Annotated in this window: 15 protein-coding genes, 1 tRNA gene and 1 pseudogene; 14 read left to right on the top strand and 3 right to left on the bottom strand. The window is 53.4% G+C overall.

Going from position 1 to position 14,224, the window contains the following annotated elements; translation table 11 throughout:
* The first annotated feature begins 56 nt into the window (after positions 1 to 56).
* Entirely contained in the window at positions 57 to 596 is a 540-nt protein-coding gene (locus tag RIC05_RS04295; RefSeq protein WP_350045207.1) for a hypothetical protein, read from the top strand.
* A gap of 227 nt (positions 597 to 823) precedes the next feature.
* Here RIC05_RS04295 and RIC05_RS04290 read toward each other — a convergent pair whose 3' ends face one another.
* Positions 824 to 1,306: a hypothetical protein gene (locus RIC05_RS04290; protein WP_350045208.1), complete on the bottom strand. Its 483-nt coding sequence runs from the start codon at positions 1,304 to 1,306 to the stop codon at positions 824 to 826.
* A gap of 89 nt (positions 1,307 to 1,395) precedes the next feature.
* On the opposite strand from RIC05_RS04290, the gene RIC05_RS04285 reads away from it, so the two are divergent.
* The 6 genes and pseudogenes from RIC05_RS04285 to RIC05_RS04260 all read left to right on the top strand — a co-directional run bounded on the left by RIC05_RS04285 (position 1,396) and on the right by RIC05_RS04260 (position 5,844).
* Positions 1,396 to 2,622: a hypothetical protein gene (locus RIC05_RS04285; protein WP_350045209.1), complete on the top strand. Its 1,227-nt coding sequence runs from the start codon at positions 1,396 to 1,398 to the stop codon at positions 2,620 to 2,622.
* Positions 2,623 to 2,718: 96 nt separating this feature from the next.
* Entirely contained in the window at positions 2,719 to 3,543 is an 825-nt protein-coding gene (locus tag RIC05_RS04280) for a helix-turn-helix domain-containing protein (protein ID WP_350045210.1), read from the top strand.
* Between the two features lie 63 nt (positions 3,544 to 3,606).
* Positions 3,607 to 3,924: a hypothetical protein gene (locus RIC05_RS04275; RefSeq protein ID WP_350045211.1), complete on the top strand. Its 318-nt coding sequence runs from the start codon at positions 3,607 to 3,609 to the stop codon at positions 3,922 to 3,924.
* Positions 3,925 to 4,048: 124 nt separating this feature from the next.
* Complete coding sequence (locus RIC05_RS04270) at positions 4,049 to 4,531, top strand: helix-turn-helix transcriptional regulator (RefSeq protein WP_350045212.1); 483 nt, start codon at positions 4,049 to 4,051, stop codon at positions 4,529 to 4,531.
* Between the two features lie 72 nt (positions 4,532 to 4,603).
* Positions 4,604 to 4,804 (top strand): annotated as a pseudogene (locus RIC05_RS04265) (helix-turn-helix domain-containing protein); the annotation flags it as partial.
* A 17-nt stretch (positions 4,805 to 4,821) separates the two neighbouring features.
* Positions 4,822 to 5,844: a tyrosine-type recombinase/integrase gene (locus tag RIC05_RS04260; RefSeq protein WP_350045213.1), complete on the top strand. Its 1,023-nt coding sequence runs from the start codon at positions 4,822 to 4,824 to the stop codon at positions 5,842 to 5,844.
* 49 nt (positions 5,845 to 5,893) lie between these two features.
* Here the strand turns inward: RIC05_RS04260 and RIC05_RS04255 are convergent.
* Both RIC05_RS04255 and RIC05_RS04250 read right to left on the bottom strand, forming a co-directional pair.
* Positions 5,894 to 5,969, bottom strand: a tRNA-Ala gene (locus tag RIC05_RS04255).
* A 99-nt stretch (positions 5,970 to 6,068) separates the two neighbouring features.
* Positions 6,069 to 6,374: an FYDLN acid domain-containing protein gene (locus RIC05_RS04250; protein WP_350042009.1), complete on the bottom strand. Its 306-nt coding sequence runs from the start codon at positions 6,372 to 6,374 to the stop codon at positions 6,069 to 6,071.
* Between the two features lie 358 nt (positions 6,375 to 6,732).
* Here RIC05_RS04250 and aroA point away from each other — a divergent pair, with 358 nt between their 5' ends.
* The 7 genes from aroA to pyrF all read left to right on the top strand — a co-directional run bounded on the left by aroA (position 6,733) and on the right by pyrF (position 14,006).
* Positions 6,733 to 8,076, top strand: a complete 1,344-nt coding sequence (aroA, locus tag RIC05_RS04245) for a 3-phosphoshikimate 1-carboxyvinyltransferase (RefSeq protein WP_350045214.1) — start codon at positions 6,733 to 6,735, stop codon at positions 8,074 to 8,076.
* A gap of 60 nt (positions 8,077 to 8,136) precedes the next feature.
* Positions 8,137 to 8,781 (top strand): (d)CMP kinase, encoded by a 645-nt coding sequence (gene cmk / locus RIC05_RS04240; protein WP_350042006.1) that lies wholly within the window; start codon positions 8,137 to 8,139, stop codon positions 8,779 to 8,781.
* Between the two features lie 235 nt (positions 8,782 to 9,016).
* Positions 9,017 to 10,720: a 30S ribosomal protein S1 gene (rpsA, locus tag RIC05_RS04235; protein WP_350042005.1), complete on the top strand. Its 1,704-nt coding sequence runs from the start codon at positions 9,017 to 9,019 to the stop codon at positions 10,718 to 10,720.
* A 595-nt stretch (positions 10,721 to 11,315) separates the two neighbouring features.
* Positions 11,316 to 12,239: a signal peptide peptidase SppA gene (gene sppA / locus RIC05_RS04230; protein ID WP_350045215.1), complete on the top strand. Its 924-nt coding sequence runs from the start codon at positions 11,316 to 11,318 to the stop codon at positions 12,237 to 12,239.
* A gap of 71 nt (positions 12,240 to 12,310) precedes the next feature.
* Complete coding sequence (gene ihfB / locus RIC05_RS04225) at positions 12,311 to 12,586, top strand: integration host factor subunit beta (protein ID WP_044830114.1); 276 nt, start codon at positions 12,311 to 12,313, stop codon at positions 12,584 to 12,586.
* A gap of 209 nt (positions 12,587 to 12,795) precedes the next feature.
* Positions 12,796 to 13,095 (top strand): LapA family protein, encoded by a 300-nt coding sequence (locus RIC05_RS04220; RefSeq protein WP_350042003.1) that lies wholly within the window; start codon positions 12,796 to 12,798, stop codon positions 13,093 to 13,095.
* A 188-nt stretch (positions 13,096 to 13,283) separates the two neighbouring features.
* Positions 13,284 to 14,006 carry an orotidine-5'-phosphate decarboxylase gene (pyrF, locus tag RIC05_RS04215; RefSeq protein WP_350045216.1) on the top strand — a complete coding sequence of 241 codons (723 nt, stop codon included), beginning with the start codon at positions 13,284 to 13,286 and terminating at the stop codon, positions 14,004 to 14,006.
* The last annotated feature ends 218 nt before the right edge of the window (positions 14,007 to 14,224 follow it).

Raw genomic sequence — 14,224 nt, 5'->3', positions numbered from 1 at the left:
TTGTGTGCATGTTCACGAAACGGGATGTCGTTATGTTCTGCGTGGAGGGTTTTGCCATGACCTCCAAGCGGATGAATTTTGAAGGTGGCCGGATTTCGATTGAACGGGTTGCCGGTGCGATCACTGAATACGTTCTGTCGATCCACCTGACACAACAGGAACTGGCAGAATTGCTTGGCGCAGTTGTCAATGTTCGGTCACTTACGACGCAGGCGCAACGGGCACAAAAACGGATAACTCAAAAAGAAGAAAAAGCCCGGAAAGAAGCAACAGACCGGCAAATCTCTGAGTCTCTTGAGCTTGGACGCGCCCTTGTTCGTGATCATGATCGGCATCATGCGCGTGGAATGCCTTACGGCGAAATCCTCAGACAGCTAGTTCGTGATTATGGCGTGTCACAGCAACGTGCTGTTTCACTGATCACTTTTGCCAGAAAGCAGGATCGGCAGGGGCGTGATAGCCAAATTATCAGTCTTTCCAAGGCAGGAACCAGTAAGGCGGAAATTGCCCGCAAGGTTGGTTGTTCCAAGTCGACTGTAACGAACGTAATTGCTGTTCATGAGCGCCGCCAGTTGCAGCTTGGAGGTGCCAAATGATCCGCGCCAATGCTGCTTATTCGCTCCATCAGGTGACCGGAGCCGGGTCAAGAGGCTTCTCGGGAGACCGCGCTTTAGCGCGGCGGAAGCCTCTTGACGCGGTTGCGGTTGCCATAGCGTCCCGCATGGGTGGCAGGAAAGAACACGAAGCGCAGCGCAGTGTTCCTTCTCCTGCAACCCTGCCCGTTGGCGAAACGCGGGGGTTTGGGGGCAAGGCCCCCATCGGTTCAGTAGTCGCTTTCTGGTGCACCGATTGCGTAATCGGCTTGTGGGGGGCTCGTTCGGCCACGTGCCCCAGTATCGGGCAAACGCAACGGAACGGTAAATTGAACACGGTTGGCAGCGGTTGCAGTTGTTTCCGAGCTGGTGCTTCCATCAGCTTTCAAGAAGGACACGACTTTAATACCAGCGCCTTTTGTCGTGTTGCTAGTGTCGGCTGCGTTAACGGCCACGTCGAAGCTAACAGGCATGATCAGATCATAGCGATTTTGAGCTTCGTTGAACTCCCCAATGAAGAAGTGGTCGTGATTTTGGTCAGGAGTTTTAGAGATCGGAGGGTTAGCGTTTGCGCCAGTACTGCTTCGCTCGGCAGAAAACTCGGCAACCGCATCAACTATTTCCGTAAGTGTCTCTTTCACGAAATCTTTCAACGTAAGCATTTGGGTGCCTTTGCCATTCGGCTGCAACACAGCCAGTTGATACTCGCGCAAAGTGTATCGGTTACGAACAGCCGCGCCCAGAGAAATGTCAGGGGGGCGGTTTTTGTATCACGCCCCCCTCTGGTGACAGGGGAACTAAAATGAAGCTGATTTACGCAGGTTTTGACGGGCTTGACGTGACGTTCAAGGGTTGCATCCCGCTCAGTGCGGTTGAGGTGCTTGAGGGCGGTAAAGAGGCCGCACAGGAGCTTAAGCAACGGCAGTATGTCGAGATAGGCGACTTCAAGGGGCATGTCGGCCCGACTGGTCTTCGCGATGGCGGGTATTCCTTTATCGTGGATACGGGCGACCTCGGCTTTACATGGTTCATGTCCAAGTCGCAGCGTAAGGAAAACTGGGGTATCCGCGTTTCCTGCAAAAGCGCGACGTTGGCCGCATTCGGTTTCGAACAGGCCGTTGCCCGGATGTATGACGAACTGGATGCGATTGGCGCAACGGTTTTGGAGGAATCGATTTCCCGTGTCGATTTTGCGATGGATTGGCGGGTATCCGGTGATTTCCGTATCGATCCAGATCGCTTTTCAATGCACGGCACAACGACGCTGGGCCAAAGCGGCGATGAATGGAACCAAGCATGGCGCGGGCAGCGTTGCACGGGCTTTACCATTGGGAAAATGCCGGGACGCCAGATTTGCATCTATGACAAGCGCCTTGAGGTGGTGAAGAAGCAAAAGGGCCACTGGTGGTCGATTTGGGACATTGATCGTGATGAGCTTGATGAGGCCGGTGATCAGATTTGGCGTCTCGAAATCCGGGCGGGCAAAAAGCATCTAAAGGAACATTGGGGCATTACGCGCTGGCCCGATTTGCGCAAGGCACTGGGCGATATCTTCAAGGATGCCTTGGTGCAGGTCCGTTACAAATCCCGTGCATGGGAAAAGAACGAAAACGTCTCCCGGATTGATGATGATGAATTCTGGTGTGCTGCAAAAGACTGCATTACCCGCGATTTGTCCGATTGGTCGAGCAACGCCACACCGGGCGTTATCAAGCAGGTCATGGAAGATCAGCAACGCCAGACAATCACAGCCCAGCTTGTCGGCCTGTCGGCAAATCTGGCGGTTCTGTCTGGCATGGATCACGACAAGATCGCTGTCGATCTGCCCGCCCAGATTGCGACCTTGATCACCGATCATGTGCGGGGGCCAAAGGCCAAAGATTTCAGACAAAAAATGCGAAAGGTCACGCGACGATACGAAATCATCGACCGCGATGGTGTTGTGCGTGGTGGCCCTTCCGATACGCGATATGGGCGATGCCCGAACAAGGTTCCCGAAGTGGTTTCGGGAGTTCCCGCCAGTGCATAGGCACTCGGGATCAAACTGCCGGGGAATGTCCCCGGGAAACTCCCATGCCATACGTATACGTTACGTAGGGAATGGGAAATGAGAAAGGAAACCAGAATGGTTAAACAAGTTCGTGACCTGCCGGAAAATGATGCCATCGCAACGATGGGTGTAAAGCTACGTAATGCGCGTGATGAACTCGGTATTTCCCGTGCCAAAGTACAGGATGAAACCGGCATTCCAGCCAAGACGCTTGAGCATTACGAAGCAGGAGCATCGGAGCCGACGCTTACCCGTTTGAAGGCGCTTTGTGATTTGTACAAATTGCCTTTCGGTGAAATGGCGGGAACAGAGGAAGGCCCCAAAAAGATTGCCGTGGAAACTCCCAAGGAAGGGGAAACTGTTCCCGAGGAAGTTCCCGGGGGAATGGTCGTGGTCGAGGCGATGCTTGATGAGTTGACCGCGTTTCGGGCTGTCGGGTTCGATGGTGCCCAGCGTCGTGCAATGGCTCTGGTTGATGAATTGACCACGGCAATGAAGCGCCTTGAAAGCGATGAGTTGGAAGCGTTGGCCGAAGCGCGGGGCCTGTTTGAAGGTGATCGTCCTACCGCAGACGGCATTTTCGGCCTGTTTGTTGAGGATATCGACGAAGCGCAGCGTTTCTGTGGTCTGGTTGAGGAGCGCATTGTTGATACAGCAATTCTCGGTGCTGACCTCTATACCATCGACCGTGAGGCATTGGTCACAGTTGCAGACGATATCAAAGACGAATTCGATATCGAAGAACCGCGTTTTCTCGGCTGGTCTGACTGCTGGGGCGACTATGCCGAGTTTGTGCCCTTGATCCGCGACCCGCTTCGCAAGTTGGCCCTAATGGGAAAGGGAATGGATTTGGCCAATCTGGACCAGTTTCCACGTCGCGAACTGGAAGCCGCGGCTTAATCGACAGCGGCGCGGGTTGATCAATGCCCGCGCCATTTACCCAAAGACAGGAGCCAGAAAACCATGAATGCACCTATGAGCAAAACCGCGATCAAGAAACAGGAACACCGCCAGAAAACTGCTTTCGGTGTGGCTGGAATGATGTTTTGTGACGTTATCGACCATGATCAGATTGTTGTGGCCAGGGCAATCTTGCGAGCCGCGCAGGAGCTTGCGGAATATGCGGATATCGACCCGATAGACTTTCTGACCGATGCGATAACGGCCCGTGCAGTGGACTATGCAAAGCGAGGTTTTATCAATGCTGATCACGTGGAAGCCGCGACAATGCCTCTAAACTTTTTTGCTGATCAATACCTTTCTGCGCAATCAGTTTCTTGAGTGTGAAGGGGCACTGTGCTGTTCTTCCTGTCATCTTAATTGATGGTTTGAGCAAAAAATACTAAATGGTCTTGACGAACCATCAAATAGGGGTAAATATAATTGTACTTATTTGAGGGTTGTTATGACGAATTTGGAAAATGAAACCGGATATGATGGCGGCTTTATCTTGTCTTTGGGTGAACTGATCCGGCGCACGCGCGAAAAGCGCGGTATGTCGAGAACAGGGTTAGCCAAGATGACCGGGATCAGCCCAAATTCCATGGTCAAATATGAGATGGCGGGACAGCCACAGGGGAAATATCCCTCGTTGTTGAATGCAGCAAAAATCTCAATGGCACTCTCAATTGATCCTCGCTGGATGTTCGAGATGTTGTTTCGTGCCGGTGAGATTAAAGCCGATAGTGATTTTGCATCACTGACGTTCAATAGTTTTGTTTGGCATTTCAAGGATATGGAGATGGAAGGAAAGATTGCACATGTCACGTCTAACGGTGCGTTAGCAGATCACTACTTTGAACAGATGTTTGAAAAGTTGGAAAACTTGGAAAAGGAAGTCGCGAAACTCACGCAAGAACTTGAAAAGAAAAACGGCCCGGATAGGTGATCCGAGCCGCTTCTAACTTGAGAACCATTCGAGCTGTTGACGCAGCTTGAACCAATCCGAAAGGAAAAGCTCATGAATGATTTGAACACTGATGATCCTACCGTCTCCAGAGTGACAGCGCAAGCACTTGATAGGCTGTTGACCTTGCATGAGGTCGCAGACCGTCTTGGTGTTTGCTACGAAACGGCACGGCAATTGGTAAATCGGGGCGAGATGACATGCATTCGCCGCCCCGGTTGCACCATCCGTGTGCCTGCATCGTCACTGTCCGAATATCTGGAGCGTTACACATGCCCCGCAAGGAAGAACCACCCCGCCTCGTCAAGCTCACAAACCGTGAAAACTGGTACATTCGCTTTCGGGGCGAAGCAAAGTCTACGGGCACAACAGATCGCACGGAAGCTGAGCAATGTTTGATAGAGGTTATCAACAAGCTCGAAGCTCCAGCCAGCAATGCAACCGTGTCGGAGCTGCTAGAAAAGCGGTTGGCGGATATTCAGGCCAAGGGACGCGCACGGGCAGAAAATACGCCTTACTATCACAAGCCCCTGCACGAACACTTCGGGAAACTGTTGCCGGAGCAGATCACATCCAGTCGCGTTTATGCCTATTGGAAGAAAAGGGAACACCGTCCCGGCGGTTTACGGGCGGAGCTCATCGAGCTCCGCACCACCTTGAGCCACGCCTTGAGAAAAGGCTGGATCGAATCGGTGCCGGAAATCGATATGCCCCGCAAGTCTTCACCCCGCGAGAAATGGCTAAAGCAGGAGGAAGCCTATCGGTTGCTGGAGGCCGCAGGGCCGCAGCATTTGAAGGTTTTCATACTGGTTGCGATGTCAACCGCTGCCCGGAAATCAGCTATCCTGCAGCTCACATGGGATCGGGTAAATCTGGAGCGTCCGCATATCGACTTTCAGGACCCGGACAGGGAAATTACCGGGAAGCGGCGGGCGGTTGTGCCGATCAGTCCTACTACGGCAAAGATGCTTCTGGAAGTAAAGCGATCTGCCCAGACGCCCTATGTGGTCGAGTACAATGGAAGGCCATTGAAGGATATCAAGAAATCCTTCCGGCAAGCCTGCGAGAATGCGGGGCTCGATCCGGTATCACCGCACGTTCTGAAACACTCGGTAATTTCGTGGCTGGCAATGGCCGGACATTCAATCGATCAGATTTCGGATATGACTGCGACAACACGGGAAACCGTGTCGCGGGTGTATCGGAAATGGTCGCCGAATTATCTGTCTTCGCTGGCCGAAACACTGGCTCCGAGTGCGGATATCGTGAGCATGTTCACGAAACAGGTAAATTGAGCATACCCGGAAACAACAAAACCCGTCGCAGAAAGCAACGGGTTTTGAATGGTGGAGCCGATCAGGATCGAACTGACGACCTCTACAATGCCATTGTAGCGCTCTCCCAACTGAGCTACGGCCCCACTTTGTCCGCGTCGCAGTGATACCGAAGTAAACCCTGCGGCGCGGCGCATATTTAGAAGGTTCACCAAATCTTGGCAAGACCTAATTTCTAAAAAATCTTAGGTGTCGTCGTCGTCGGATTCGACATGCTCATAGACTTCACCAAGATCATCGTCGTCTTCGCCAAGATCAGAAGCATCTTCAAGAATGTCTTCACCGATATCCGTGTCGACATCATCGTCAAGATCGTTGACGTCATCGATGTCTTCATCTGCTTCCGGTGCTGGTTTGGCAACCGCGGATTTTTTAACCTTTGTGACGCCATCTGGTGTGGCGCATTTCGGGCAAACAACCGGGGTCCGGTTCAAATCATAGTATTTTGTATCACAGGCGAGGCAGTGACGTTTCTTACCGCGTGCTGACATTACGGCAAACCCTCTTAATTACCGTTATCATCCAAGACAAAGACTGTTCGTCGCAACGTGCTGCAAAGCAGCGCATAAGCAAGTTTTCTGAAAGGCCCAATTGCCATCTTGTTGCGGCCTTGTCAAAAGGAAATTGATCGTTTTTCCCTCTGACGTGCCGAAGAGGTAAATGTGCCCCATAAATGTCGATATGCCTAAGCCAAAAATCGGGTTCGATACTGGTGCGTGACAATCGCTTGTGCTAGAGCTTTCCACCGGCGATTAATTGCCTCGTGAGCGCCTGAAAGGACGGCTGCACCGCGATGGTTTTCAAATCCGCTTCTGATCAAGATAAACAGTTACTGACAGGGATGGCTCAATGAGTTCTTCGCAGACCAAACGTCCGCTTGCCGCGTCCAGATCAGGACCACTTTCGGGCGATATCCGGGTTCCGGGTGACAAATCAATTTCCCATCGTTCCCTGATGTTTGGTGGCCTGGCCATTGGCACAACCAAAGTAACCGGCCTGCTCGAAGGCGAAGACGTTCTGGCAACTGCGGACGCCATGCGCAAGCTTGGTGCAACCGTGACCCGCGAAGACGATGGCACATGGTATGTGACCGGCGTTGGTGTGGGGGCTTTGCGCGAACCCGATAGTGTCATTGATATGGGTAATGCGGGTACCGGCATTCGTTTGATGGCCGGTATCGTTGCCACCCATCCGATTACGACGTTCTTTACCGGCGATGCATCGCTGTGCAAACGCCCGATGGGCCGTGTTGCCGATCCGCTGGCGGAATTCGGGGCGAAATTCATCACCCGTGACCGGGGCCGTCCGCCGATGGCTGTGATTGGCACCGACGAAGCCAAACCGGTGACCTACACCCTGCCGATGGCCTCCGCTCAGGTGAAATCGGCTGTGATGCTGGCCGGTCTGAACACCACCGGCACAACCACGGTGATTGAACCAAAACCATCGCGCGATCATACCGAACGCATGTTGCGTCACTTTGGGGTCGCTGTGGATGTGAAGATCAATGACGATGGCGGCCGCACGGTCAGTCTGACCGGACCTGCGGAAATGACCGCAGCCGACATTGTGGTGCCGACCGATCCAAGTTCGGCGGCCTTCCCGTTGGTCGCAGCTCTGATCAATCGGGACTCAAACATGACCATCCGCGATGTTTGCCTGAACCCGCTGCGCACCGGCTTGATCACCACCCTGATTGAAATGGGCGGGGACATCACGATTACCAATGAACGCGAAGAAGCCGGTGAAACCATTGGCGATCTCATTGTCACGGGCAAAAACCGCCTCAAGGGCATTGTGGTGCCAGCCGACCGCGCACCGTCCATGATTGATGAATACCCGGTTCTGGCGGTGGCAGCGGCCTATGCGGATGGCGAAACCCGTATGTGCGATCTTGAAGAACTGCGGGTCAAGGAATCCGATCGTCTGGCTGCGGTGGCGGCCGGCCTTGCCGCCAATGGTGTTATTCACCGGATCGAAGGCGATGATTTGATTGTAACCGGCGGTGTCGTTCCGGGCGGCGGGATGGTTGAAACCCATCTGGATCACCGGATCGCAATGTCGTTCCTGATCCTTGGTCTGGGTGCTGAAAAACCCGTCGCGGTCGATGATGCCAACCCGATTGCGACAAGCTTCCCGAACTTTGAAAAATTGATGGGCGATATGGGCGCTGTTTTTGCGCTACATTCGTGATTCGTCCGACCCAATATATAAAGCAATACACAGCCGATATATAAACAGGGAGCGAAGCAAATGATCATCGCCATTGATGGGCCGGCAGCGTCCGGCAAGGGGACTTTGGCGCGTCGAGTCGCAGACGCAATGGGGTATGCCTACCTTGATACCGGCCTTTTATATCGTGCCACGGGTGCGAAAGTTTTGGCCCAAAGTGCCGATCCCGCCGACGAAGCAGTTGCAGTAAAGGCGGCTGAAAATCTTGGTGCCGATGACTTGTCGGGCGAAGAGCTTCGCAGCGAAGAAGTCGGCACTGCTGCCTCAAAAGTTGCAGCGATTCCAAAGGTTCGCGCCGTATTGCTTGATTTTCAGCGCAACCTTGCAAGCAACCCTCCGGGGGGCAAGCGCGGGGCTGTTCTCGATGGTCGTGATATTGGAACGGTCGTTTGTCCCGAAGCTCCGATCAAGTTTTATTTGACTGCAAGTGTAGAAGAACGTGCAAACCGTCGGTTCAAACAGTTGCAGGAAAAAAATCCCGCTGCTATATACGAGCGCGTTCTCAAAGAGCTTGAAGAACGGGATGCCCGAGACAGTGCCCGCGATGTCGCACCGCTCATGATGGCAAAAGACGCAATCCACATAGATACGGACCGTCTGAATGCCAATGCAGTGTTCGATGCCGTTATGGCGCATATCCATACTCATATGAGTGCGGATGACTGATCAAAGGGCGTTTTAACCGTCAGGCGAAGAACGATCCCGAGGTGCCGGTCTTACGACCTGTCCCTAAGGTGAACGACTTGTGCGTTCACCTTTTCGCGTATGGAAGGTTCGCCTTTTATATGTGTCCGGGTTTGGATTGCGCCTGACACGATCGCCGCGATTTTGCGGCTAAGACCACCGGATACAACCGGTTGGCCAGAATATTAGTGACGATACTCGAAAGGAAGTCTGGTTTATGACCACCGCTGAACAAGCACTATTCTCGACCGGCGAAGATTTTGCCGCTCTGTTGGCTGAAACCCTTGGTTCTGAAGACGAAGGTTTTGTTGGCCGCGTAATGACCGGTTCGGTCGTTAAGAAAACTGACGACGATGCAATCGTTGATGTCGGCCTCAAATCCGAAGGCCGCGTACCCCTTAAAGAATTTGGCGCAGGCGAAGTAAACATTGGCGATACCGTTGATGTTTATGTCGACCGCTATGAAAACAAAGACGGCTTGATCGTTCTGTCGCGTGAAAAAGCGCGTCGCGAAGAAGCTTGGGTTGAACTTGAAAAACAGTTCTCCGAAGGCAAACGCGTTGACGGTACCATCTTTGGTCGTGTTAAAGGCGGCTTTACCGTTGACCTGTCGGGCGCCGTGGCATTCTTGCCGGGCAGCCAGGTTGACATCCGTCCGGTACGTGACGTTACCCCGCTGATGAACAACCCGCAGCCGTTCCAGATCCTGAAAATGGATCGTTCGCGCGGTAACATCGTGGTTTCGCGTCGTGCAGTTCTCGAAGAGACCCGTGCAGAACAGCGTGCTGAGCTGATCCAGAACCTTCAGGAAGGTCAGATCCTTGACGGCGTTGTCAAAAACATCACCGATTACGGCGCATTCGTCGATCTTGGTGGCGTTGATGGCCTGTTGCACGTTACCGACATTGCTTGGAAACGTATCAACCATCCGTCCGAAGCTCTGCAGATCGGCCAGACTGTTAAAGTCCAGGTTATCCGTTTCAACAGCGAAACCCAGCGTATCTCGCTTGGCATGAAGCAGCTTGAAGCAGATCCGTGGGAAGGTGTCGAAGCCAAATACCCGGTCGGTTCGAAATTCGAAGGTCGTGTCACCAACATCACCGATTACGGCGCATTCGTCGAACTCGAAGCTGGTGTCGAAGGCCTGGTCCACGTTTCCGAAATGTCCTGGACCAAGAAAAACATCCACCCGGGCAAAATCGTTTCGACCTCGCAGGAAGTCGAAGTCATGGTGCTCGACGTCGATGCACAGAAACGCCGCATCTCGCTTGGTCTCAAGCAGTGCACCTCGAACCCATGGGATGCCTTCGTTGCAGCTCATCCGGTTGAGTCCGAGATCGAAGGCGAAGTCAAGAACATCACCGAATTCGGTCTGTTCATTGGCCTTCTGGGCGGTATCGACGGTATGGCTCACCTCTCGGACCTGTCATGGGACCGCGCTGGTGAAGAAGTCATCAAAGAATACAAAAAAGGCGACATCGTCAAAGCCAAGGTTCTTGACGTTGACGTTGAAAAAGAACGCATCTCGCTCGGCATCAAACAGCTTTCGGGTGATCCGTTCAAAGAAGCCGTTACCGGTATCAAACGTGGCGAAGCAGTCACCTGTGAGATCACCGAAGTCAATGATGGCGGCATCGAAGTTTCTGTTGGCGACACCGAGCTGAAAGGCTTCATCCGTAAAGTTGAACTGGCGCGTGAGCGTTCAGAACAGCGTCCGGAACGCTTTGCAGTTGGTGAAAAAATCGACGCACGTGTTACTGCGATCGATGCCAAAACCCGCAAAGTCAGCCTCTCGGTCAAAGCTCTTGAAGTTGCTGACGAGAAAAAAGCTATGGCGGATTACGGTTCGGCAGACAGCGGTGCATCGCTCGGCGACATTCTCGGCGAAGCTCTGCGCAAGAAACAGGAAACCGGCGAATAAGCCAGTTTTCCACGAAGACCGATCTGTTCGCAGATCAAAAAGACGGGTCGCGCAATTTGCGCGGCCCGTTTTCTTTTGTCTGATGGGTAATGTCTCTGTGGCGCTCAATCTGACAGGCGGCGTCGCGACACTGCCACCGCCATGGCCAGTGATTGCGCGGTGGTGCAAGGTTGGTCATCGTTACCCAACCAGTTACCATGCCACCCACAGGCACTGTGATGGGCACAGCGCCAGTCATCTCTCTGCCAAGCCCCTTATCGCCAAGATTGATCCCTTACACCCCATGGGCAATACATCCGTGAAGCCGTCCGAGGTGGACCAATAGAGTCTCTGGATGGGCCTTTGGCATCGGCGTTTCTCGCCGGGCGGGGTTGGCTATGTCGTGGAATTCACAGTTAAAAATTTTATACCGTCCGTGATTCGGGGTGCGAATCGGTGGTGTGGTGCGATTTATCGTTAAAATTCGCGAAAATTTTGATTTTAAACGCTTTTTCTTCTTGCCTTCTGTGCCCAGAAAAACCATTTGAAAAGACAGGTTTAGGGGTAAGCTCCTTTCTAAGTATCTGATTGAACAATTATAACCGGGACACCATTGATGGCGCTTGATGCCGATATCCTGCTTGATCGACGTCGATTAAAGAAATCCGTCTTTCGCTGGCGTGTGCTCGCCGTGATTGCTGTTGTTGCCGTGATTGTCATTGGCTTGGCGAGAACCGGCGTTCAGGACAGTGTTCTTGGTGTGAGCGGTCCCAAAATTGTCGAGATCAATATCGAAGGTGTGATCACCGAAGATCCCTATCTTCTCGATGCGCTTGATGCGATTGAAAAGGACAGCGACGTTGTCGGCGTGATTGTCCATATCAACAGCCCGGGCGGCACCATGGTCGGTGGCGAAACGCTGTATGAGGCATTGATGCGGATCGGCGAAACCCGACCCATCGTTGCCGAAATGGGCACCGTTGCTGCATCCGGCGGATATATGACCGCGATTGCTGCAGACCATATCATTGCGCGTCGCGGCACGATCACGGGGTCTATCGGCGTCATTTTCCAGTCGATGAATTTTTCCGGAACGTTGGAAAAGCTTGGCGTAGAGCCGCTTACGGTTAAAAGCGGCCCGCTTAAAGCGGCACCAAATCCGTTCGAACCGGTTGATGACGCTGCAAAATCGGCCATGCAAGGCCTGATTTCAGACATGTTTGATGTGTTTGTTGGCATGGTTGCAGAACGCCGGGAAATGCCGGTTGCGACGGTGGAAACCCTGGCCGATGGTCGGGTCTATACCGGACAGCAGGCTCTGGCCAATGGCTTGATTGATGAATTAGGAGGCCGTCGTGAAGCCTTACGCTGGCTTGAAGATGAAGCTGGTGTCACGCCGGAAGCGGAAGTCGTGCCGCTTGAAATCGAATACCCGGAAGACGATTTGATGAGCGCACTTCTTGAGGGGAACCTTGGAAAAATGCTGTCATCTGAGGGGCTTAAACTTGACGGTTTGCTGGTGGTCTGGCAACCTGAGTGAGAGTTACCCTCTGGTATAATCGAATCCGCGGTTGAGTGAGACTGTCAGCACCAACAGGATGGGGCCTGGAAATGACGAAATCTGAATTGATTGCCCGGCTCGCTGAAATGAATCCGCATCTTTATCAGCGAGACGTCGAACGTATTGTGGCAACGATCTTTGACGAAATCACCGACGCGCTTGCCCGCGGAGACCGGGTCGAGCTTCGCGGATTCGGTGCATTTTCCGTCAAGCAGCGAGATGCCCGTGTTGGCCGCAACCCGCGTACAGGTGACGCGGTCCCGGTCGGTGAGAAAAAGGTTCCCTATTTCAAAACCGGCAAGCAGCTCCGCGAACGTTTGAACTAATTCCCGCGTGATGGACAGATAACCAGCGACAGGGCTTTGGCCGTGTTGTTGTGTCAGGTCACCCATGGTGCAGAAATCTGTGCCGCTGGTGGCATGGCTTTTATCTGACTCTTGCCCCATACTGTCGCTCTGAATATCAAACGTGACCTGTTGCCTGATTTTGCTGCGGTGGATTTCCAACGCAGCTGATCTGGCACAAGGAGCTAAGAATGCGCTTCCTTTACTGGATTATCTCAATACCGCTTGCGGTTCTAATCGCTGTATTTGCCGTGTCGAACCGAACCGCGGTGACGCTTTCATTATGGCCATTGCCCTATGAGGTTGATCTGCCGCTGTTCCTGCCGATCATGGTTGCTTTATTGATCGGGCTCGGTGTTGGTTTTGCCTATGAATGGCTGGTCCATGGCAAACATCGCCGTGCCGTGCGCCGCATGGATAGCGAACTTAAACGCATCAAAACCGACGACGAAACGCCAAAAACCGATCAAAAGGCACTTGGCCACAGCTAACGCATATCAAGGGCTCCTTTCAGGGGCCCTTTTGCTGTTTGGGGCCGGAATGTCGGGCGCGCAGCGCAATATTGTCGGCATAAGCGGCTATTTGGCGTTGGCCTTTGGGGATAAATCGGCTAATCCATGTCCGGTCCGCGCAGGAACATGTGGGCCATGACCCCAATGCCAGCCCGCCGGAGGACATCATGACCCAGACACTTTCCCCCAAAGACCGCATCTTTTGTGCGATCGATACCACGGATCTTGATCACGCGATCGATCTGGCATCGCGCCTGTCTGGTGTGATTGGCGGGGCAAAGCTTGGCAAGGAGTTCTTTGCGGCCCACGGACCACAAGGTGTCCGGGCGGTTGCCAAAACCGGCATGCCGATCTTTTTGGATGTCAAATATCACGATATTCCCAATACCGTTGCCGGGGCCATTCGTGCGGTGACGCCGCTGGGGCTTAAACTCGTCAATGTCCATGCCGCTGGCGGGATCGAGATGATGAAACGTGCCGGTGAAGCCGCCCGCGAAGCGGCGGATAAGGCCGGGGTCGCAACCCCGTGGGTGATTGCGGTAACCATCCTGACCAGCATGGATCAGGGCGATCTTGACGATGTCGGCCTTAAAGGTCCGATTGAAGACCGGGTTGTCAAACTGGCCGAACTGACCAAAAAAGCGGGCCTTGATGGTGTTGTCTGTTCGGCACAGGAAATCACCCCGGTGCGCAAGGCACTTGGCCCGGACTTCAAACTGATCACGCCGGGTATTCGCCCGGCCTGGGCATCAAGTGATGATCAAAAACGCATCGTCACCCCGGCAGACGCCGTCACCATGGGCAGTGACATTCTGGTGATTGGCCGCCCGATCACCAAGGCCGATGACCCGATCGTTGCCGCAAAACGGATCGTTGCCGAGCTCGCCTGATCAAAGGCAATGACCGCGAACTGCATCTCACTGTGACAAGGCCCGATCATCATCGGGCCTTTTTAGTGTCTGGTTAGGTGTTCGGAGCCGTGATCAGCAGACATGCTGCCATGCGGAAATCGCGGTGGTGAGGACGGTATTTTTATCTCAGAATTGAATCGTTTCAAATCTTCGGGCATTATGCTTTTCTCGCAGTGCACAATTTTGACCTGCCCCTG

Origin of the sequence: Thalassospira sp., from assembly GCF_040218635.1 — a bacterium.
GTDB lineage: Bacteria > Pseudomonadota > Alphaproteobacteria > Rhodospirillales > Thalassospiraceae > Thalassospira.
This window is presented reverse-complemented; position numbering and strand designations above follow the sequence as displayed.